At 70.6% G+C, this 21,561-nt stretch carries 17 protein-coding genes; 11 read left to right on the forward strand and 6 right to left on the reverse strand.

From position 1 onward, the window contains the following. Positions 1-27 precede the first annotated feature (27 nt). A complete protein-coding gene (locus P8R59_RS10740) occupies positions 28-711 on the forward strand; it encodes a ComF family protein (protein WP_278101056.1) in 684 nt (227 codons plus the stop codon). A gap of 93 nt (positions 712-804) precedes the next feature. Further along, positions 805-1,467 (forward strand): ribosome hibernation-promoting factor, HPF/YfiA family, encoded by a 663-nt coding sequence (hpf, locus tag P8R59_RS10745; RefSeq protein WP_077050407.1) that lies wholly within the window; start codon positions 805-807, stop codon positions 1,465-1,467. Positions 1,468-1,527: 60 nt separating this feature from the next. On the opposite strand, the gene P8R59_RS10750 is transcribed toward hpf, so the two are convergent. Beyond that, entirely contained in the window at positions 1,528-2,838 is a 1,311-nt protein-coding gene (locus tag P8R59_RS10750) for a hypothetical protein (protein ID WP_278101057.1), read from the reverse strand. Between the two features lie 181 nt (positions 2,839-3,019). Here P8R59_RS10750 and secA point away from each other — a divergent pair, with 181 nt between their 5' ends. After that, complete coding sequence (gene secA, locus P8R59_RS10755) at positions 3,020-5,821, forward strand: preprotein translocase subunit SecA (RefSeq protein ID WP_278101058.1); 2,802 nt, start codon at positions 3,020-3,022, stop codon at positions 5,819-5,821. Positions 5,822-5,934: 113 nt separating this feature from the next. Then, positions 5,935-7,161, forward strand: coding sequence for a pyridoxal phosphate-dependent aminotransferase (locus P8R59_RS10760; protein ID WP_077050404.1), 1,227 nt, complete (start codon positions 5,935-5,937; stop codon positions 7,159-7,161). A gap of 7 nt (positions 7,162-7,168) precedes the next feature. Here the strand turns inward: P8R59_RS10760 and P8R59_RS10765 are convergent, their stop codons facing one another. Further along, positions 7,169-7,600 (reverse strand): Rv3235 family protein, encoded by a 432-nt coding sequence (locus P8R59_RS10765; protein WP_278101059.1) that lies wholly within the window; start codon positions 7,598-7,600, stop codon positions 7,169-7,171. A gap of 446 nt (positions 7,601-8,046) precedes the next feature. Here P8R59_RS10765 and P8R59_RS10770 point away from each other — a divergent pair, with 446 nt between their 5' ends. From P8R59_RS10770 to P8R59_RS10780, 3 genes are all read left to right on the forward strand, one after another. Beyond that, positions 8,047-13,308, forward strand: a complete 5,262-nt coding sequence (locus P8R59_RS10770) for an ExeM/NucH family extracellular endonuclease (RefSeq protein WP_278101060.1) — start codon at positions 8,047-8,049, stop codon at positions 13,306-13,308. 46 nt (positions 13,309-13,354) lie between these two features. Beyond that, a complete protein-coding gene (locus P8R59_RS10775) occupies positions 13,355-13,783 on the forward strand; it encodes a hypothetical protein (RefSeq protein WP_278101061.1) in 429 nt (142 codons plus the stop codon). An 80-nt stretch (positions 13,784-13,863) separates the two neighbouring features. Beyond that, positions 13,864-15,360, forward strand: a complete 1,497-nt coding sequence (locus P8R59_RS10780) for a sensor histidine kinase (protein ID WP_077050400.1) — start codon at positions 13,864-13,866, stop codon at positions 15,358-15,360. A 169-nt stretch (positions 15,361-15,529) separates the two neighbouring features. Here the strand turns inward: P8R59_RS10780 and P8R59_RS10785 are convergent, their stop codons facing one another. Further along, entirely contained in the window at positions 15,530-15,778 is a 249-nt protein-coding gene (locus tag P8R59_RS10785) for a WhiB family transcriptional regulator (protein ID WP_013583608.1), read from the reverse strand. 217 nt (positions 15,779-15,995) lie between these two features. On the opposite strand from P8R59_RS10785, the gene P8R59_RS10790 reads away from it, so the two are divergent. Further along, positions 15,996-16,376 (forward strand): histidine kinase, encoded by a 381-nt coding sequence (locus P8R59_RS10790; protein WP_278101062.1) that lies wholly within the window; start codon positions 15,996-15,998, stop codon positions 16,374-16,376. A 26-nt stretch (positions 16,377-16,402) separates the two neighbouring features. Here the strand turns inward: P8R59_RS10790 and bcp are convergent, their stop codons facing one another. Genes bcp through aroA form a run of 3 tightly spaced genes read right to left on the reverse strand, consistent with a single transcriptional unit; the run spans position 16,403 to position 19,281 of the window. Continuing rightward, positions 16,403-16,876, reverse strand: coding sequence for a thioredoxin-dependent thiol peroxidase (gene bcp / locus P8R59_RS10795; RefSeq protein WP_278101063.1), 474 nt, complete (start codon positions 16,874-16,876; stop codon positions 16,403-16,405). Continuing rightward, positions 16,873-17,934, reverse strand: a complete 1,062-nt coding sequence (gene rsgA, locus P8R59_RS10800; protein ID WP_278101064.1) for a ribosome small subunit-dependent GTPase A — start codon at positions 17,932-17,934, stop codon at positions 16,873-16,875. Before rsgA ends, bcp begins: the two co-directional genes overlap by 4 nt. A gap of 3 nt (positions 17,935-17,937) precedes the next feature. Then, positions 17,938-19,281, reverse strand: a complete 1,344-nt coding sequence (gene aroA, locus P8R59_RS10805) for a 3-phosphoshikimate 1-carboxyvinyltransferase (protein WP_278101065.1) — start codon at positions 19,279-19,281, stop codon at positions 17,938-17,940. A gap of 100 nt (positions 19,282-19,381) precedes the next feature. On the opposite strand from aroA, the gene P8R59_RS10810 reads away from it, so the two are divergent. Genes P8R59_RS10810 through P8R59_RS10820 form a run of 3 tightly spaced genes read left to right on the forward strand, consistent with a single transcriptional unit; the run spans position 19,382 to position 21,560 of the window. Next, the gene (locus P8R59_RS10810; protein WP_077050395.1) at positions 19,382-19,975 is read left to right on the forward strand and encodes a sigma-70 family RNA polymerase sigma factor; all 594 of its coding nucleotides are present in this window, start codon (positions 19,382-19,384) and stop codon (positions 19,973-19,975) included. Then, positions 19,972-20,214 carry a zf-HC2 domain-containing protein gene (locus tag P8R59_RS10815; RefSeq protein WP_077050394.1) on the forward strand — a complete coding sequence of 81 codons (243 nt, stop codon included), beginning with the start codon at positions 19,972-19,974 and terminating at the stop codon, positions 20,212-20,214. The genes P8R59_RS10810 and P8R59_RS10815 overlap by 4 nt, the downstream gene beginning before the upstream one ends. Positions 20,215-20,261: 47 nt before the next feature. After that, complete coding sequence (locus P8R59_RS10820) at positions 20,262-21,560, forward strand: GNAT family N-acetyltransferase (RefSeq protein ID WP_278101066.1); 1,299 nt, start codon at positions 20,262-20,264, stop codon at positions 21,558-21,560. Position 21,561 lies beyond the last annotated feature (1 nt).

Consider the following 21,561-nt stretch of genomic DNA (forward strand, 5'->3'; position numbering starts at 1 on the left):
CACGCGGTGCCGCGCCATCCTGCCGACATGGGTTCTCCTCTTCCGGCGGTGTGGACGCGCGCCGTCCGCGAGGCCGTGGTCGACGCGCTGGCGTTCTGGTTCCCGGTGGCGTGCGCGGGGTGCGGCGCGCTCGACGTCGACGTATGCGAGGGATGCCGCGCCGCCCTGACTCCGCGGGTCGTCCGGCGCCCTCTGCTCCCCGATGTCGAGGTGATCAGCGCGCTCGAGTTCGACGGCGTCGCCGCGCGTGTCATCCGCGCGATGAAGTCCGACGGCCGGACGGGCCTCGCCGGCGCCCTGGGGCCGGCGCTCGCCGCGGCGCTCGCCGCCGCTCCGGCCGGGGCGACCGTCACGACCATCCCGGCCTCGCGCGCGGCCGACCGGCGCCGCGGCTACCGTCCCGTCGACCTCCTCGTGCGCCGGGCTGGGGCCCGGAGCGTTCCGCTGCTGCGGATGCGTCGCGCCTCCGCCGATCAGCGTGGTCTCGGCCGCGCCGCGCGCCGGGCCAACGTCGCGGGTCTCTTCGCCGCGCGCGCCCCGCTCGCGGGCTCCGTCGTCGTGGTGGACGACGTCGTCACCACCGGCGCCACCCTCCGGGATGCGGTGTCGGCGCTCCGGGACGCGGGGGTCGACCGCATCGTCGCCGTCACGCTCGCGTACACGCCGAGACGCGGCGGATCCACACGCGAATCGGAGGTGATTATTACGTGACATCGGGGTGTCCACCCGACTACCGTGAGGGGGACTGAAGGCGACGGCTGTTCCGCCCTTAGACCGGCGGAACCCGGAACAAGGAGGTCACGGATGGACACCAGCATCGTGGGCGTGGGAGTCGGTATCACCGACCGTTTCCGCTCGGTGGTCGAAGAGAAGGTCAGCCGGATCGAGCACCTCGCGCCCCGCGCGAACACGCTCGAAGTCAAGGTTACGCATCGCTCCTATCGCAACGGCCGGATGGAGGACGATACGGTCGAGCTCACCCTCGACGGGAAGGGTCCCGTGGTCCGCGCGGAGGCGACCGACACCGACAAGTTCGCCGCCCTCGACCTGGCGGTCGACAAGATCTCGGAGCAGGTGCGCCGCGCGAAGCAGAAGCGCGTGGACGCCCGCAACCACCCGCGCGGTGCCAAGTTCGAGAAGGGAACCGGCGAGCTCGCCGGCATCGACGTCGAACCCGCCTCGGTGGACGTCCTCCGCGCGGTGGCGACGGGTTCCGTGCCCGTGCAGGCGGAGGCCGCCGAAGAAGAGGAGTACTGCCCGGTCGTCATCCGGCAGAAGGAGTTCGGCGCCGAGTGGATGACGGTGGAAGACGCCGTCGACCGGATGGAACTGGTCGGCCATGACTTCTTCCTGTTCATCGACGCGCGCACCGACCACCCGAGTGTCGTCTACCGCCGCAAGGGCTGGGACTACGGCGTCATCGCCCTGGGCACCCAGGCTTCGCCCGAGGTCGCGGTCGCTTCCTGACCGTCGACGAAAGCGGGGCCCCGTCCGTCGGACGGGGCCCCGCTTTCGTTAGCCGACGACTCAGCCGTCGAAGATGTCGCCCAGCAGTGAGCCGATGACGAGGCCGCCGAGCATGCCGCCCACCATGTTCCCGCCGCCCATCCCGCCCCCGCGACCGTAACCGCCGCGGCCGTAGCCGTTGCCGCCCCAGTCGTCGGGGCGCGACTGCTCGATGTCGCGCTGGGCCAGCTGGAGGGACTCGGATGCCAGGCCGCCGGCGCGTCGTGCCGTGGCGAGCGCCGTCTCGCGCTGATCCTCCGCGATGGGGCCCAGGGGGAGTCCGGCGCGCAGCCGCTCGGCCTCGACGAACCGCGTGCGCGCGTCGGCGCCGATCCAGCCGCGGTGGCCCGTGATGAGCCCGCGGGCGACGGCGAGCTGACGGTCGGCGTCGTCGATGGCGTGCTCGATCTGTTCCTGCGAGGGCACGGGCCGCGCCGCGCGCTCGCGAGCGAGATCCAGGTCGGCGTTGGCCTGACGGAGCGAGGAGAGCGCGCTGAACGGGTCGGTGCGGGCGCCCGCGGCGGGCAGCGCGTGGAGCTCTCGCTCGAGCGTCGCCATGGCCTGGAGCACGGCCGGTGTCTGCGCGCCCCGCCGTGCGTCCACCAGATCGCCGCGGGAGTCGTCGATGACGGCCGCGAGGGTCGATTCGGCGCGCAGGGCCTCGATCTCGAAGGTGTCGACGGCATCCAGGAGCGATTCGGCGCGGCGCACGGCCTCGGTCGCCGCTTCCAGCGCCACCGACGCCTGCTCGCGCTGACCGGCCTCGCGACGGCGCTCGGAGACCCCGGCGGTGTGGACGGCGAAGTCGAGGAGCTGCTGGATTTCGTCGGGGTTCCCCGAGACCTGCTGGAGCGCCGACGGGCTGTAGCGCTGGGCGAGACGCTCGACGATCTCGCGGGCGTGCGGGACCCTTTCGGCCAGCCGGTCGCGATCGGCGCGGACGCGGGCCAGCGTCTCGGGCGCCCGGCGCACCGCGTCGATCTTGGGCTGCAGGACGAGCGTGCGCTCCTCGAGGAGGTCCTCGGCCCACTTCGAGAGTTGGATGATGCGCGCGTTCCGCGTCCGCAGCTCTTCTTTGGTGTCGGGGATCTCGTCGTGGTTCAGCTGGTGCAGCTGGAACGCCTCGGCGAGGTGCACCTTCACCGAGTCCAGGGCGGCCGCGAGGTCTTCCGTGGCCTTGTCGCCGAGCTCGGCGCGGGCGAAGTCCAGTTCGTCGGAGGTGAGCCGCACGCGCTCGTCGGCGGCGACGATGGCGAGTTCGGCGCGGCGCGCCAGATCGGCATCCGCGGCATCCTGCTCTTCGCGCTTCCTCTTACCCCAGAAACCGGCCATGGCTCGATCCTAAGCGGGGCTGTTCGGAGCGGGCCGGGTGTTCGCTACGGGCGCGCACGGTGAGCACGAAAGCCAGCGGGCTCGCAGGTCACGAACGGATAACACGGATAGCATGACCGTGTATGCCTGTACGCAGGCCGGCGTCCACGAGGGCGCCGCACCCGATAGATGGAGATGCTTCGTGGCCAATCCGCTCGAGAAACTGCTGCGCGCCGGAGAGGGGCGCATCCTCCGCCGACTGCAGGGCGTCGTGAAGGCGACCGGTGCCCTCGAAGAGGACTACGAGCAGCTCACCGACGAAGAGCTGCGCAACGAGACCGTCGAACTGCGCGCGCGGTACGAAGCCGGCGAGACCCTCGACCAGCTCATGCCCGAGGCCTTCGCCGCCGTCCGCGAGGCCGCCAAGCGCACGCTCGGCCAGCGGCCGTACGACGTGCAGATCATGGGCGGCGCGGCCCTCCACCTCGGCAACATCGCCGAGATGAAGACCGGTGAGGGCAAGACCCTGACCGCGGCGCTCCCGGCCTACCTCAACGCGATCGCGGGCAAGGGCGTCCACGTCATCACGGTCAACGACTTCCTCGCGAGCTACCAGTCCGAACTCATGGGCCGCGTGTACCGCGCGCTCGGCATGACGACGGGCACCGTCGTCTCGGGCCAGACGCCCGAGGTGCGCCGCGAGCAGTACGAGGCCGACATCAGCTACGGCACGAACAACGAGTTCGGCTTCGACTACCTGCGCGACAACATGGCCTGGCGCAAGGAGGACCTCGTCCAGCGCGGTCACTTCTTCGCCATCGTGGACGAGGTCGACTCGATCCTCATCGACGAGGCGCGCACCCCGCTCATCATCTCGGGCCCCGCCTCGGGCGAGGCGAACCGCTGGTTCACCGAGTTCGCGAAGCTGGCGCGCACCCTCGAGGCGGGCGTCGACTACGAGGTCGACGAGAAGAAGCGCACGATCGGTGTGCTCGAGCCCGGCATCGAGAAGGTCGAGGACTACCTCGGCATCGACAACCTGTACGAGTCGGCCAACACCCCGCTCATCTCGTTCCTCAACAACTCGATCAAGGCGATCGCGCTCTTCAAGCGCGACACCGACTACGTCGTCATGAACGACGAGGTCATGATCGTCGACGAGCACACCGGCCGCATCCTCGTCGGACGCCGCTACAACGAAGGCATCCACCAGGCGATCGAGGCGAAGGAGGGGGTCCCGGTCAAGGCCGAGAACCAGACCCTCGCCACGGTCACCCTGCAGAACTACTTCCGCCTGTACGAGAAGCTCTCGGGCATGACCGGTACCGCCGAGACCGAGGCGGCCGAGTTCATGTCGACCTACAAGCTCGGCGTGGTGCCCATCCCCACGAACAAGCCGATGATCCGCAAGGACCAGCCCGACCTCGTGTACAAGAACGAGACGGCGAAGTTCGCGCAGGTCGTGGAGGACATCGCCGAGCGGCACGAGAAGGGGCAGCCCGTCCTCGTCGGAACGACCAGCGTCGAGAAGAGCGAGTACCTGTCGCGGCTGCTGTCGAAGAAGGGCGTCCGCCACGAGGTCCTCAACGCCAAGAACCACGCGCGCGAGGCCGAGATCGTCGCCCGCGCGGGTCGCCTGGGCGCTGTCACGGTCGCCACGAACATGGCCGGTCGCGGTACCGACATCATGCTCGGCGGGAACGCCGAGTTCCTCGCCGTGTCCGAGATGAAGGCGAAGGGCCTCGACCCCGTCGAGACGCCCGACGCCTACGAGTCCGAGTGGGACTCGGTCTACCAGGCCGTCCGCGACACGGTCGCCGAAGAGGCGGCGAAGGTCACCGAGGCCGGCGGACTGTACGTGCTCGGCACCGAGCGCCACGAGTCGCGTCGTATCGACAACCAGCTGCGCGGTCGCTCCGGCCGTCAGGGCGACCCGGGCGAGAGCCGCTTCTACCTCTCGCTCACCGACGACCTCATGCGACTGTTCCAGTCGGGGGCCGCCGAGGCGATCCTGGCCCGCACGAACTTCCCCGACGACGTCGCGATCGAGTCGGGCCTCGTGTCGCGCGCGATCAAGAGCGCGCAGTCGCAGGTCGAGGCCCGCAACGCCGAGATGCGCAAGAACGTCCTCAAGTACGACGACGTCCTCAACCGCCAGCGCGAGGCGATCTACGCCGACCGTCGGCACATGCTCCAGGGCGACGACATCGCCGACCGCGTGCAGCATTTCATCGAGGATGCCATCACGGCCATCATCGACGACCACACCGGCAGCGGTCACACCGAGTCGTGGGACTTCGACGCGCTGTGGACCGAGCTGAAGACCCTCTACCCGGTGAGCGTCACGATCGACGAGGTCGTCGCCGAGGCCGGGGGGAACAAGGGTCGCATCACCCCCGAGGGCCTGAAGCGCGAGATCATCTCCGACGCCCGCATCGCTTACGAGAACCGCGAGCAGACGCTCGGTGCCCCGGCGCTGCGCGAACTCGAGCGTCGCGTCGTGCTGCAGGTGCTCGATCGCCGCTGGCGCGAGCACCTGTACGAGATGGACTACCTCAAGGACGGCATCGGCCTGCGCGCGATGGCCCAGCGCGACCCGCTGATCGAGTACCAGCGCGAGGGCTACCAGATGTTCCAGTCGATGATGGGGCAGATCAAGGAGGAGTCGGCCGGCTTCCTCTACAACCTCGAGGTCGAGGTCCGTAAGGGCGACGGCGACGAGGGCGCTCAGGTCGAGGCGAAGGGCCTCGCCCCCGCGGCCGTCGAGGGTCAGCGCCTGGAGTACTCCGCCGCGAACGACGCCGGCGAGGTCGAGGTGCGCAACGACCGGGGCCAGGTGCAGCAGGCCGCGACGAACCGTCTGCGCCAGGCGGGCCAGGCGACGGCCCCCGCGGCCGAAGCCGCCCCCTCGGGCCCCCGCGGCGCCTTCGGGCAGCGGACAGCGGCCCCCGAGCCCGCGGCGAACAACCGCGCCGATCGTCGCGCCGCCGGCAAGAAGAAGTAACCCCGCCTCACGGATGCCGTGCCCCCGCAGATGCGCGGGAGCACGGCATCCGTGCGTCGGGACAGGCCACGGGTGGTCGATTGGCCGGTTCGGCCCGGGGATATCCTGAGGCGATGAGCCCGCTGCGCCCCCTCGATCAGTCGTCGAAGCTGAAGGACGTCCTCTACGAGATCCGCGGGGAGGCCCTCGTCGAGGCCGATCGACTCGAGGCCGAGGGGCACTCGATCCTCAAGCTCAACACGGGCAACCCGGCGACGTTCGGCTTCGAGGCGCCGCACCAGATCGTCCGCGACATGATCGCGTCGGTGCCCCACGCGCACGGGTACAGCGACAGTCGCGGCATCCTGTCGGCCCGCCGCGCGGTCGTGTCGCGCTACGAGCAGGAGCCCGGCTTCCCGCACGTCGACCCCGACCACGTGTACCTCGGCAACGGGGTGTCCGAGCTGATCACCATGACGATGCAGGCGCTGCTCGACGAAGGCGACGAGGTCCTCATCCCGGCCCCGGACTACCCGCTGTGGACGGCGATGACGAGCCTGGGGGGCGGCACCCCGGTGCACTACCTCTGCGACGAGTCGCGCGAGTGGCAGCCCGACCTCGAGGACATCCGGGCGAAGATCACGCCGCGCACCAAGGCGATCGTCGTGATCAACCCGAACAACCCGACCGGCGCGGTGTACTCGCGCGAGGTGCTCGAGGGCATCGCCGACATCGCCCGCGAGCACTCGCTGCTCGTGCTGTCGGACGAGATCTACGACCGCATCCTGTTCGACGACGCGGTGCACATCCCGATGGCCACGGTCGCGCCCGATCTGCTCGTGCTGACGTTCAACGGCCTGTCCAAGACGTATCGCGTGGCGGGGTACCGGTCGGGGTGGCTCGTGATCACGGGGCCCAAGGATCACGCCGAGGGCTTCCTGCACGGCATCACGCTGCTGGCATCCACCCGCCTGTGCCCGAACGTGCCGGCGCAGTTCGCCGTCCAGGCGGCGTTGTCGGGGGTGCAGTCCATCAACGCGCTCGTCGCGCCGACGGGGCGTCTCCACGAGCAGCGGGATGCCGCGTGGAAGGGTCTCGAAGCGATCCCGGGGGTCTCGTGCGTGCTGCCGCGCGGTGCGTTGTACGCCTTCCCGCGGTTCGACCCCGAGGTCTACGAGATCCCCGACGACGCCAAGTTCGTGCACGACTTCCTGATCGCCGAGCACGTGCTCATCGTCCAGGGATCGGGTTTCAACTGGCCCGCCACCGACCACGTGCGCATCGTGACGCTCCCCGAGGCCCGGGTGATCTCGGATGCCGTGGAGCGGCTGGGCAACTTCCTGGCGTCCTGGCGACCCTGAGAGGGCGTCACAGCAGCGCCAGGGCGGTGACGCGCCACCGGCCGTCGAGGCCCTCGATGCGGAGGGCGATGGCGCGCGTGCGCGTCCGCGCCGCGGCGATCACCGTGGCCTCGACGACGCCGTCGGCGGGCGAGGAGAGGTGCACCGACCGGATCTCGTGCACGTCGCGCGGTGCCGGCATGCGTCGGGCGCTGCGGGCCCGTGCGGCGAGGCCCGCGCGGACGACGACGGCGCGGTAGACGTCCTCCGTCGTCCACCGTGCGAGCTGCTCCGCCTCGCGAACGCCCGCGAAGACCTCGAGCACACCCCGGACGACGTTGCGGGTGAAGACCTCCGCCGAGGGGAGGTGCGCGGTCGAGGTGCGCTGCGGGGCGAAGAACGCGTCGGTGCGGACGGCGGCGGAGGCGTGCTCCGAGCCGCGGAGGAGGGGAGCGGGCATGGGGGACTTCCGTGTTTCGTGTGTGCCGGGGGACTGTGGCACGACGCTAGGACGGCACAGGCGGTGAAGCGAACCGCGCGTCGCCCCGGAGACCGGGCGTCGCGGGGGTGAGACGCGGGTCCATCGCATTGCCCGTCACGACGACCGTGCCGCCGCCCCCTGGCATCCGTGCGGGGGAGGACGGCGGACGAACCGGTCAGGGGGTGACGGTGCCCAGAGCGGGCGATCATCATGTCCCCCGAGTTGCCGGGGTGGGCGGTTCACCCGCCTTCTTCACCCGCAGACCCCCCCCCCGTCGCGTGGTCGCGCCCGAGGGGGACGACGCGCCGGCGAGGACATCGACGTGAGCCGCTCCGTTTCCCCCTCGCTAACCTCGCGCTCCGCGGGAAGTGGCGGGGGATGCGTACGTTCCCAGGTGATTCCTCATGTCTACCAAGGAGATCCGTATGTCTGCGCGCCCGTTGTCCATGTCGGCGCTGTCCAGCGCCCTCGCCGCCGTGATCGTCGGCGCCCTGATCCCTCTTGCGGCGGTCGCACCGGCCCAGGCCGACACCGCCGGCACCGGCGTGATCATCAACGAGGCGTACCTGAAGGGCGGAAGCGCGAACGCCCCGTACTCGAAGAAGTTCGTCGAGCTCTACAACCAGGGCGGCACCGACGTCGACCTGTCCACGTGGTCGCTGCAGTACCGGTCGGCGACCGGCACGAGCGCCTCCAACGGCGTCGGCGCCCTCAGCGGGACGATCAAGGCCCACTCGTACTTCCTCGTGCAGCTCAACGGCAACGGCTCGACCGGCGCGGCGCTTCCCACCCCCGACCTCGACCTCGCCGGCAAGGTGACGCCGTCGGGCACGACGGGCACGCTCATCCTCGCCAAGACCACGAGCGCGATCACTTCGCCGACCGGCAGTGTCACGGGCAACCAGAACATCGCCGACCTGCTCGGGTACGGCGCATCGAACACCTACGAGGGTCGTGTGGTGCCGGTCACCGGGGCGAACGACACCCCGAACTCGCTGGCACGGACGGGCTTCTCCGACACCGACGACAACCGCACCGACTTCACGCACCCGGCCTCCATCACGCCGCAGAACTCCGCGTCGTCGTCGCCGTCGCCCTCCCCGTCGCCCACGGCCTCGCCGACCAACTCGCCCACGGCGTCGCCGAGCCCGTCGCCGACGACGCCCGCGGCATCCGTCACGGCCATCGCGGCGATCCAGGGAACCGGCGACGCGTCGCCCCTGAACGGCCAGACCGCCACCACGCGCGGTGTGGTCACCGCCGCGTACCCCTCGGGGGGCTTCGCCGGCTACTACGTGCAGACCGAGAACACCGGCGGCGCGATCGACTTCGCCTCCCACACCGCGTCGGACGGCCTGTTCGTCTACTCGCCCAGCACCGTCGGCCAGGTCGCCGTCGGCGACGTCGTCCAGGTCACCGGAACCGTCGGCGAGTACTTCGGCCTGACCCAGCTCACCGTGGCCTCGGGCGGCGTGACGAAGGTGGGGACCGGCAGCATCACCCCCGCGACCGTCGCGGTTCCGCGTGACGCCGCCCAGCGCGAGTCGCTCGAGGGCATGCTGGTCGCCCCGCAGGGTGCGTACACGGTCAGCAACACCTACTCGACCAACCAGTACGCCGAGATCGGCCTGGCCACCGGCACCACGCCGCTGATCACCCCGACCGAGATCGCGCGCCCCGGCACGGCCGAGTACACCGCCGCGGTCGCCGACAACGCCGCGCGCGGGATCACGCTCGACGACGGCGCCTCGATCAACTTCCTCGGCAGCGCCACCAACAAGGCCATCCCGCTGCCGTACCTGACCAAGACCACGGTCTCCGTCGGCGCCGCGGCCACCTTCACGCGCCCCGTCGTGCTGGACTACCGCAACAACACGTGGAAGCTCCAGCCCACCGCGCAGCTGACCGCGGACAACGACGCACAGGTCGCGCCCGCCACGTTCTCGAACGTCCGTCAGGCGGCGCCCGCCGCCGTCGGCGGCGACATCAAGGTCGCGACGTTCAACGTCCTGAACTACTTCACCACGACCGGTGACACCCTCACCGGCTGCTCCTTCTACACCGACCGCGCCGGCACCCCCATCACGGTCAACACCGGCTGCGACGCCCGCGGAGCCGCCAACGCCACGAGCCTCCAGCGTCAGCAGGACAAGATCGTCACGGCGATCACCACCCTGGGCGCGGACGTGGTGAGCCTCGAGGAGATCGAGAACTCGGCCGTCTTCGGCAAGAACCGCGACTCCGCGCTCAGCACCCTCACCGCTGCGCTGAACACCGCCGCCGGCAGTGACGTGTGGGCCTTCGTGGCATCCCCGTCGACCCTGCCGGCGTCCGAGGACGTCATCCGCACCGCCTTCATCTACAAGAAGGCGACCGTGCGCACCGAGGGCGACTCGCGCATCCTGACGACCGGTTCGGCCTTCGACAACGCCCGCCGCCCGCTGGCTCAGAAGTTCGGCCTCGTGGGCAAGGGCGACGACTCCACGTTCATCGCGATCGCCAACCACTTCAAGTCGAAGGGATCGGGCACCGGTGCCAACGCCGACCAGGGTGACGGGCAGGGCGCCTCGAACGCGTCGCGCGTCGCCCAGGCCGGCGACCTGGTGTCGTTCGCCAATGGGCTGAAGAGCGAGTGGGGAACCGACCGGGTGTTCCTCATGGGCGACTTCAACGCCTACTCGAAGGAGGACCCCATCAAGGTCCTCACCGACGCGGGGTACATCGACCAGGGTTCCAAGTCGGGCAAGTACTCGTACTCGTTCAGCGGTCAGAGCGGCTCGCTCGACCACGTCTTCGCGTCGTCCGCCGCGGACCAGCGCGTGCGCGGTGCCGACATCTGGAACATCAACTCCGGCGAGTCCATCGCCCTGGAGTACAGCCGCTACAACTACAACGCGACGAACTTCTACGACACCTCGGCGTTCCGCTCCAGCGACCACGACCCCGTGCTCGTCGGCCTGGACCTCACCCCCACGGCGACGGTGAACCTGGTCGACATCAACGACTTCCACGGTCGTATCGACGCCAACACCCCGCAGTTCGCGGGAACGATCGAGCAGCTGCGCGCGCAGTACGGGGAGGCCAACACGCTGTTCCTCTCCAGCGGTGACAACATCGGCGCCTCGCCGTTCGCGTCGGCGTCGCAGAACGACCAGCCCACGATCGACGTGCTCAACGCGCTCGACCTGAAGGCGTCGGCCATCGGAAACCACGAGCTCGACAAGGGCTTCGACGACCTCGTGAACCGCGTGGTCGGCACCGGTCCCAACGCGAAGTTCGCCTACCTCGGCGCCAACGTGTACCGCAAGGGCACGACGACCCCCGCCCTGCCCGAGTACGCCATCACCACGGTGGCGGGACTGCGGGTCGGCGTCATCGGCACCGTCACGCAGGAGACCCCGGCGCTCGTCTCGCCCGGCGGTGTGAGCGGCGTGGACTTCGGCGACCCCGTCGAGGCGACCAACCGCGTGGCCGCCCAGCTCACCGACGGCGACCCCGCCAACGGTGAAGCGGATGTCATCGTCGCGGCCTACCACGAGGGCGCGGGCGCCGGAACTCCCGACGGCGCGACGCTCGCTCAGGAGATCGCCGCGGGCGGACCGTTCGCCAAGATCGTGACGCAGACCTCGGCGAAGGTCGACGCGATCTTCACCGGTCACACGCACAAGACCTACGCGTGGGACGCCCCCGTCCCCGGCGCCACCGACGGCCGCACGCGCCCCGTCATCCAGACGGGCAACTACGGCGAGAACATCGGCAACGTCGTCCTGACGGTCTCCGACACCACCGGTGACGTGCTGTCCTACACGGGCGCCAACGTCGCGCGCACCAAGACCGCGACGAACACCCTGGTCGCCACCTACCCCCGCGTCGCGCAGGTCAAGAGCATCACGGATGCCGCCCTGGCCGCCGCAGCTCAGATCGGCAACCAGCCGGTCGGATCGGTGACCAAGGACATCACCACGGCGTACGCGGGTGGCTCCTACACCAACGGCGTGTACACCGGTGGGTCGCGCGACGACCGCTCGAAGGAGTCGACCCTCGGCAACCTCGTCGCGGACTCGCTCGTGACCAGCCTCGGCGCAGTGGACCGCGGTGGGGCGCAGATCGGTGTCGTGAACCCGGGCGGTCTGCGCGCCGAGCTGTTCTACGCCCCCGACGGTGTCGTGTCCTACTCCGAGGCCAACGCGGTCCTGCCCTTCGTGAACAACCTCTGGACGACCTCGCTCACGGGCGCGCAGTTCAAGACGCTTCTCGAGCAGCAGTGGCAGACCAACGCCGACGGCACCGTGCCGTCGCGTCCGTTCCTCAAGCTCGGCCTGTCGAAGAACGTCGCGTACACGTTCGACGCGAGCCGCGCGGCCGGTGACCGGATCACCTCGATCACGGTCGACGGCGTCGCGATCAACCCCACCGCGTCGTACCGGATCGGTTCGTTCAGCTTCCTCGTGCAGGGCGGCGACAACTTCCGCGTCTTCACGCAGGGCACGGGCACGAAGGACTCGGGTCTGATCGACCGCGACGCCTGGATCGACTACCTCAAGGCGAACCCGGGCCTCGCGCCCGACTTCGCCCGACGGTCGGCCCAGGTCACGGGCGTCCCGTCGACGCCCGTCACGGCCACCTCCTCGCTCGCGCTCACGGTCTCGGGTCTCGACCTGACGTCGCTCGGCAGCCCCGCCAACACCACGGCGTCGGTCGAGTGGACCGGCAGCTCGGCGTCGTTCGCGCCGGTGACGGTGTCGGGCGGTTCGGCGAGCCTCTCCCTGACGGTGCCCACGGATGCCGTGGCCGCCAGCGAGATCGTCGTGCGGGCGCAGCCGAGCGGGACGATCGTGCGCATCCCGGTGACGGTCGCGGTCGATCACGACGCTCCCCGCGTCAGCCTCTCGGTGAGCGGCCGCACCGTCACCGTCTCGGCCACCGACGCCGGTGCGGGTGTCGCCTCGGTCGAATACCGCCTGGACGGGGGTGTCTGGACGGCCTACTCCGCCGCCCTGGTGCTCGACGACAAGGCGCACACGGTCGAGGCCCGCGCCACCGACAAGGCCGGCAACGTCTCGACGGTCGCTTCGACGTCGCTGGCGTCGGTCGACACCACGCAGACGCCGGTCCTGACCGCGCGCGGCACGGCTCGCACCGTCACCGTGGGCGACTCCGTCGCGCCGGGCTCGGTGTCCGTCGCGGATGCGAGCGGTTCCGCACTGTCGGGGGTCGCGGTGACGTTCAAGGTCTCGGGTCCCGCCACCTTCGCCGGTGGCAAGACGAGCGTGCGTGTCGTCTCCGACGCACTGGGACTCGCTACCGCACCGTCGGTGACGACCTCGGCGGCGGGTGCGGTGAAGGTCACGGCCAGTGCTCCGCTCGCCACCAAGGTGTCGCTCCCCGCGATCACGGTGGTGGCCAAGGCGCCCGCGCTGACGATCGACGGTACGGCCACGACGAGCATCGTCAGCGGCAAGGCGCGCCTCACGGTCCGCGTCACGAACACCGCGACCGAGACCGTCGCCATCAAGATCAAGACCGTCTACGGCTCGAAGACCGTCGCGACGCTGGCTCCCGGAGCCTCGACCGAGGCCGTCTTCAAGACGGCGCTGACCTCGCTCCCCGCGGGTTCGGCGACGGTCGAGATCACCGGCGCCTCGGGGGCGAACACCGTCGAGCTGCCCTACACGGCGACGCGATGACCGTCGTCACCGGTATCGACTCTCTCTCAGAACGGAACAGCTGATCATGGACAACCTCACTCCTGCACACGGCGTCACGCGACGTTCGTTCACCAGGGCCGCCGCATGGAGCGTTCCGGTGATCGCGGTCGCGGTCGCCGCCCCCGCGGCATCCGCGTCCGGAGCTCTCTCGGCCAGTGCCTACGACATCTCCGACGTCGAAGCGGGTGACTCCTTCCCGCTGTCGATCGACGTCGCGGAAGGAGGCAAGCCGCTGGCCGACGGCACGGTCGTCACGGTGAGCCTCACCGACAACGCCGTGCTCGAATTCGATCCCGACGCGGACGGCTTCGTCACCTCGACGATCGCCAGCGTGCCGATCATCGGCGGGGTGGCCAACGCGATCGTGCTGGTGCGTGCCTTCGGCACGACCACCGGCGCCGTCGCGTACCGCTCCTCGCAGGTCAGTTACGTGGTGGGCGTGACGCAGGCCTGAGATCCGAACGCTGTCGCCCCGGGTGCAGGCACCCGGGGCGACAGCGTTCCCGACGGACTCGGTGCCCGTAGGGTGAGAGGGTGTCGACACTCAGCGAACTCGTCTACGCCCAAGGCCGCTCCAGCGAGGCCGACGTCGAGTGGCTGCACCGGCTCGCCGGCGACGGCCAGCTGCTCGCCGACCTGGCCTTCGCCGACATCGTGATCTGGGTGCCGACCCCGGACGACTCGTTCGTCGCCGTCGCGCACACGCGTCCCGGGGGAGCGGCGACCCTGTTCTACCGCGACATCGTCGGCGACCGTGTGCGGCCCCAGTGGCGCACGCAGGTGCGCGAGGCGTTCCAGAGCGGACGCATCGTCGACTCGGCATCCCCCGACTGGTTCGAGGAGACGCCGACGCGCGTGCGCGCGGTGCCCATCGTCCGCGAGCTCTCGCGCGACGGCCACGCCGTGACGACGGTGGGCGTGCTCACCCGCCACACCAACCTGGGCGAGACGCGCACGCCCTCGCGTCAGCAGATCACGTTCAACGACTGCGCCGACGATCTGTTCGGCATGATCTCCTCGGGCGAATTCCCCGACCTGAAGGCCCCGACCTCCCCGCGCCGCGGCGCTCCGCGCGCTTCGGACGGCCTCATCCGTCTCGATGTCGACGGCATCACGACCTTCGCGAGCCCGAACGCGCTGTCGGCCTTCAACCGCATGGGCTTCGACGACGAGCTCGAGGGGGAGTCCCTCGCCGAGGTCACCGAGCGCATCCTCCCCGCCAAGCGTCAGGACGTCGACGAGTCGCTGCCCATCGTGGTGACGGGGCGCGCTCCGTGGCGGGCCGACATCGAGGCGCGCGGTGTGCAGGTGTCGCTGCGGACCATCCCGCTCCGCGACCGGGGGACGCGCATCGGCGCGATCGTGCTCAGCCGCGACGTCACCGAGATCCGCCACCAGGAGCAGGAGCTCATCACCAAGGACGCCACGATCCGCGAGATCCACCACCGGGTCAAGAACAACCTGCAGACCGTGGCCTCCCTCCTCCGCATCCAGGCGCGGCGCACGCACTCCGACGAAGCCCGGGATGCCTTGACCCAGGCCATGCGGCGCGTCTCGGCGATCGCGGTGGTCCACGACACGCTGTCCGAGGGGCTGGCCCAGAACGTCGACTTCGACGACGTGTTCGCGCGCGTGCTGAAGCTCGTCGCCGAGGTCGCCGCCGCCCCCAACACCCGGGCGCGCACCCGCAGCACCGGGCGGTTCGGCACCCTTCCGAGCGAATACGCCACGCCCCTCGCGCTCGCGCTGACCGAGCTCGTCACCAACGCCGTCGAGCACGGCCTCGCGGGTCAGGAGGGCGACGTGGAGATCGCCGCTGAACGCGGCGACGAGATGCTCGAGGTGCGGGTGCGCGACACCGGCGTCGGCCTCCCCGAGGGACAGGTGGGCCGGGGCCTGGGCACGCAGATCGTGCGCACGCTCATCCAGGGCGAACTGGGCGGAACCATCGACTGGCACACCCTGATGGGCAGCGGTACCGAGGTCACGATCGAGATCCCGCTGCGCTACATCGACCGCGTCACCGCCTGACCGCCGCGCAACGTCAGCGATCCGCGCACCTTCAGCCATTCTCGGCGGCTGCGCGCTGATTCGACGCGGATCACTGAGCCGGCGCGGATCGCGGGGCGCGCGCGCCTGCGCCCGGAAACGGAAGGAGCCCACCCCCGGAAGGGGTGGGCTCCTCGACGTCGCTGCAGCGTCAGGACGCGCGGCGGGCGCGCGCAGCGCGGCGCTTGAGGGCGCGGCGCTCATCCTCGGAGAGGCCGCCCCACACGCCCGAATCCTGGCCGGACTCGAGGGCGTACTGCAGGCAGACCTCGGTGACGGTGCAACGTGCGCAGACCGACTTGGCCTTCTCGATCTGGTCGACCGCGGGGCCGGTGTTGCCCACGGGGAAGAACAGTTCGGGGTCGACGGTCAGGCAGGCTGCTTTGTCGCGCCAATCCATAGGGGTGCTCCTTGTTGCAGAAAAATATACGTTGGCGGGCACCGGGGTTCGGGTCCGGTACCCTGGTGGGATACGCGAGCGATTGCTCGCCCCACTTCGCTGTGGGAGCACACGGCTTTTTCCATGCTCCCACAGCGCTTCCGGCCGATCAAGAGGTAACCGGCAGGTTTCCAGGTTGCAACGCCGGGGAAACATGCGTCGGGAAGGATCGCGGGTCATGCCGGTTCGTCTTCTGGCCGCGCTCGTCGTCGGGCTCGAGGCGATCGGAGTGCTGGCGCTCGCCGGATGGCAGGTCGTCGCCCTCATCGGGGGAGACACCGACTCGGTCGTCAGCTCGGTCGCCCTCATCGTGCTCACCGTGATCGGCGCGGCGATCATCGGAGCGTTCGCCGTCGCGACCGCCCGGGACGTCTCCGCCGGTCGATCGGGTGGCATCGTCACCCAGCTGCTGATCCTGTCGGTGGCGATCGGCGCGGTGACGGGGGAGTGGGCGGCCCCCGGGATCGCCCTCCTCATCGCGGCGCCGGCCGTCGTGGGGCTGATCCTGCTCGTCCTCGCCGTCCGCGCGGCCGCACCGCGTCGCCGCGACGACGACTGAGCGCCGTCGCGGGCGCGCGGACCGGATCAGGCGGTGGCGAGGCCGAGAGCCTTGCGCAGGCGCGCGACGTGGCCGGTGGCCTTGACGTTGTACTGCGCCTCGACGATGCGGCCCTCTTCGTCGACGACGAAGGTGGAGCGGAGCACGCCGGTGATGGTCTTGCCGTAGTTCTGCTTCTCGCCCCACGCACCGTACGCCTCGTGCACCGCGTGGTCGGGGTCGCTCAGCAGCGGGAAGGTGAGTCCGTCGCTGTCGCGGAACGCCCGCAGCTTCTCGGGGGTGTCGCGAGAGACGCCGAGGACGGTGTACCCCGCGCCCTGGAGCGAGGCGAGGCTGTCGCGGAAGTCGCACGCCTGCGTCGTGCACCCGGGCGTCTGCGCCGCGGGATAGAAGTACACGATCACCCGGCGACCGCGGAAGTCGCTGAGCGAGACGGGGTGCTCGTCCTGGTCGAGCAGGGTGAAATCGGGAGCGGCCTGGCCGGCTTCGAGGGTCGTCACCCCTCCAGCCTAGAACGCTCGATCGACTGGAACGTCGTGAGGAGCCGCTGCAGCGAGTCCAGTCGTGCCGCCGCTCCCGGACCCAGGCGACCGGATGCCACGGCCTCGATGATCGCGCAGTCGGGGGCGTCGGGCAGGTGCGTGCAGCCGCGCGGGCACTCCTCGGCCACTTCGGCGAGGTCGGTGAAGGCGGCGAGGACGTTCGCGGGGTTGACGTGCCCCAGGCCGAACGAGCGCACGCCCGGGGTGTCGATGACCCACCCCGACCCGGCCGGGCCGCGGTAGCGCAGCGAGACCGTCGACGACGAGGTATGGCGCCCCCGCCCCGTCACCTCGTTGACGTGACCCGTCGCGCGCACCGAGCCCGTCAGCGCGTTCACGAGCGTGGACTTGCCGACGCCGGAGTGCCCGACGAACACCGTCGAGTGCCCGACGAGGGCCTCGCCGATGCGCTCGAGCGGCATGGCGTCCTGCCCGCTGGTGAACACGCGGAGGTCGACGCCGTCGAAGTGCGAGAGGAACTCGCTCGGGTCGGCCAGGTCGGTCTTGGTCACCACGAGCAACGGACGGATGCCGGCATCCAGGGCCGCGACGAGGTAGCGGTCGACGAGGCGTTCGCGCGGCTCGGGGTCGGCGGCGGCGACGACGATGAGCATCTGGTCGGCGTTGGCCACGATGACGCGTTCGACCTGGTCGGTGTCGTCGGCGCTGCGGCGCAGCAGCGACGTGCGCTCCTCGATCCCGATGATGCGCGCGAGCGTCCCGTCGTCGCCGGAGAGGTCGCCGACGACCCGGGCGCGGTCGCCGTTGACGATGGCCTGCTTGCGCAGTTCGCGCGCGCGGGTCGCGAGGACGCGGCGTTCGTCGGGACCGTCCTCGTCGACGAGCACCGTGTAGCGTCCGCGGTCCACGCCCAGCACGCGCGCGATCTGCGCGTCGGCGTGCGCGGGGCGACGCTTGGTCCGCGGTCGGTTCGCCTTGGGGTTCGGGCGGACCCGGACCGACGACTCGTCGAACTCGAGATCGTCGTCGTCGGCTGCGTCGTCGAGCCAGCTCACGCGTCAGTCCGTGGCATCCGGGCCCAGCATCGTCTGCCAGAGGGCCGCGAACTGCGGCAGGGTCTTCGCGGTCGTGCCGATGTCGTCGATGACGACGCCGGGGACGCGCAGACCGATCAGGGCGCCGGTGGTGGCCATGCGGTGGTCGTGGTGCGCCTTCCACCCGCCGCCGCCGAGCGGGACGGGCACGATGCGGATGCCGTCCTCGAGCTCGTGCGCCTCGCCGCCGATCCCGCGGAGGTTGCCGACGAGGGCTGCGATCCGGTCGGTCTCGTGCCCGCGGATGTGCCCGATGCCGTGGAGCGTCGTCGGGCCGTCGGCGAAGGCCGCGAGGCCGAAGATCGTCGGGGCCAGTTCTCCGGCTGCCGAGAGGTCGAGTTCGGCGCCCAGGATGGTGTCGCCCGCCGTCACGGTGAGCGTGCCACCGCGGCGGCTGACGTGTGCGCCCATCTCGCTCAGGATCTCGGGGAGCAGCGCACCCGGCTGGGTGCTGTGGGCGGGCCACCCCGTCACGGACACGGAGCCGCCGGTGACCATGGCCGCGGCCAGGAACGGCGCCGCGTTGGAGAGGTCGGGCTCGATCGCGACGTCCTTCGCGCGGATCGGTCCGGCCGGCACGATCCATTCGCCGACCGCGGGGCGTTCGACGTGGACGCCGCGGTGCGCGAGGGACTCCACCGTCATGTCGATGTGAGGGATGCTCGGCAGCCGTGATCCGACGTGGCGCAGGTGGAGTCCGACGTCGAAACGGGGGGCGGCCAGGAGCAGCCCCGACACGAACTGGCTCGACTGGCTGGCGTCGATCTCGACCTCTCCGCCGCGGACGTGCCCGTGTCCGCGGACGGTGAAGGGGAGGGTCCAGCTGCCGCCGTCGTCGATGTCGACGCCCACCTCGCGGAGGGCGGAGACCATGGCGCCCATGGGGCGGTGCAGTGCGCTTTCGTGGGCCGTGACGAAGACGTCGCCGCGCGCGAGTCCGGCCACCGGCGTCACGAACCGCATGACGGTGCCGGCCTGGCCGCAGTCGACGGTCGCGGCGCCCGTGAAGGAGGACGGCGGGGTGACCCGCAGGTCGGGGCCGAACGGGGAACCCTCGTCGACCTCCTCGATCCCGACGCCGAGCGTCCGCAGGGCGTCGATCATGCGGGCGGAGTCGTCGGAGTGCAGGGGGGCGTGCAGCACGCCCGGGCCGTCGGCGAGGGCCGCGAGCACCAGTTCGCGGTTGGTGAGGGACTTCGACCCGGGCACCGTGACCGTGGCATCCACCGCGGTGCGCGCCACGGGCGCACCCCATTCGCCGCGCGGCGCGGCGGTCGGGGAAAGGGGGGAATACCCGTGGTCGCTCATCGGTTTCTACCCTACTGAAAGGGGACGACACGTGACCGCACTTCTCGAGCGCCCGGCGCTGCGATGGCCCGAACATACCCTCGACGTAGACTTGCCGTCGATGGATGACACGGCAGATGCGACGGAGCCTCGCGCGCAGTTCGAACAGCAGGCGCTGCCCTTCATGGACCAGCTCTATGCGGCGGCGATGCGTATGACGCGCAACCCGGCCGATGCGGCCGACCTCGTGCAGGAGACCTTCGTCAAGGCCTTCGGATCGTGGTCGTCGTTCACGCAGGGCACCAACCTCAAGGCGTGGCTGTACCGCATCCTGACGAACACGTACATCAACACGTATCGCAAGAAGCAGCGCGAGCCGTACCAGAGCGCCATCGACGACCTCGAGGACTGGCAGCTCGGCGGAGCCGAGTCCACCACGGCCACGAGCGCCCGCTCGGCCGAGGCCGAAGCGATCGACCACATGCCCGCGTCCGTCGTCAAGGACGCGCTGCAGTCGATCCCCGAGGATTTCCGGATGGCGGTGTACCTCGCCGACGTCGAGGGCTTCGCCTACCAGGAGATCGCCGACATCATGAAGACACCGATCGGCACGGTCATGAGCCGTCTGCACCGCGGCAGGCGGCTGCTGCGCGACCTGCTGTCGGACTACGCGAAGGAGCGCGGCATCCAGGCCGCGACGGGAGTGAAGAAATGAGCGACTGCGGCTGCGAGCAGGCACGACGCGACCTCGAGGAGTACCTCCGCAACGAGGTGTGCAAGACCGAGCACAACGACATCCGTGAGCACCTCGAGAACTGCCCCGGGTGCCAGGACGAGGCGCTCGTGGCACGCACGCTGACCGAGGTCGTGGCACGGGCGTGCAAGGAGACGGCGCCCGACGAGCTGCGCGATCAGGTGCTGGCCCGCCTCCGTTCGGTGCAAGCCACCCACTGATCCCGCGTCGTCCGGCGCCGGGGCGCCGCCCTCCGTAGGCTGGGGGCATGGCCCCATCGCAGACCTCGACACTTCCTCTGGATGCCGAATCCTCGGCGGCGCTGGCCCGGACCGGGCTCGAGTACGCCCTCGTCGACGCGGACGGAGACGGTTTCCCGCCGTTCCTGACGTCCGTGGCGCGCGGGTTCCTCGGTGAAGAGCCGACGCCCGAGCAGATCGAGAGTTCTCGTTCGGCGCTTCGGGCCCGACGACTGACGGGGGTGTTCGACCGCGCCGGTGAGCAGCCGGACGCTCCGGTCGCGACCGTGGACTCCTGGATCAGCGAGCTGACGGTGTCGCCGGAACGCACCCTGCCGATCTGGTCGATCAGCGCCGTCACGGTCGCCCCCACCCATCGTCGCCGCGGGATCGCGACGGCGATGCTCACGGGCGAGCTGCGGACCGCGGCAGCCGCCGGCTACGCGCTCGCGGGGCTCACGGTGACCGAGGCCACGATCTACGGGCGCTGGGGCTTCTCCCCGGCCGCCTGGGCGTCCCACGTGGTCGTCGACACGCGTCGCGCGCGGTGGACGGGTCCGGTCGCCCCCGGCCGTCTCGACTTCGTCCCGCGCGAGAGCCTGCCGGAGCGCCTCACCGCCGTGCACGAGCGGATGCGGGTGCGCCGCCCCGGTGCCGTCCCCGGTTGGGAAGGGCGGTGGCGCGGCATCGCGGGCCTCACCCCGGAGGCGCCGGATGCCAAGAAGGTCCGTGCCGTGGCGTACCGCGATCCCGAGGGGGTGGAGCGCGGCATCCTGGTCTACACGATCGCCGAGCGCGAGGAGTACACGGAGCACGAGCTCCAGATCCGGGCGCTCTTCGCCGACGGCGACGAGGCGCTCGCCGCGCTCTGGCGCTTCGCTCTCGAACACGATCTGGTCGGCCGCGTGACCGCCGAGCTCCAGCCGGCGGTGCCGCCGGTGCAGTGGATGGTCTCCGACCGCCGCGCGGTCACCGCGACGCTCACCGACCACCACTGGCTGCGGGTCCTCGATGTGCCGGGCGCACTGGCATCCCGTCGCTATTCCGGCCCGCTCGACCTGGTCTTCGGTGTGAGCGACCCGCTCGGGTTCGCCGACGGCGCGTGGCGCGTCCGCGTCGACGACTCGGGGGAGGCCGCCGTCGAGCGCAGCGACGCCGAGCCGGACGTGCGGATGCCTGTGGGCTCCCTCGCGTCTCTGCTCCTCGGGGGCGTGCGCGCGACCGAGCTCTCCACGGCGGGACTCGTGCACGGGGACGCCGCGCACCTCGGCGCGGTGGACGGGGCGTTCGCACCGGCCGCGGCGCCGCTCCTGGACATCTGGTACTGAG

Source organism: Microbacterium proteolyticum, assembly GCF_029639405.1.
GTDB lineage: Bacteria > Actinomycetota > Actinomycetes > Actinomycetales > Microbacteriaceae > Microbacterium.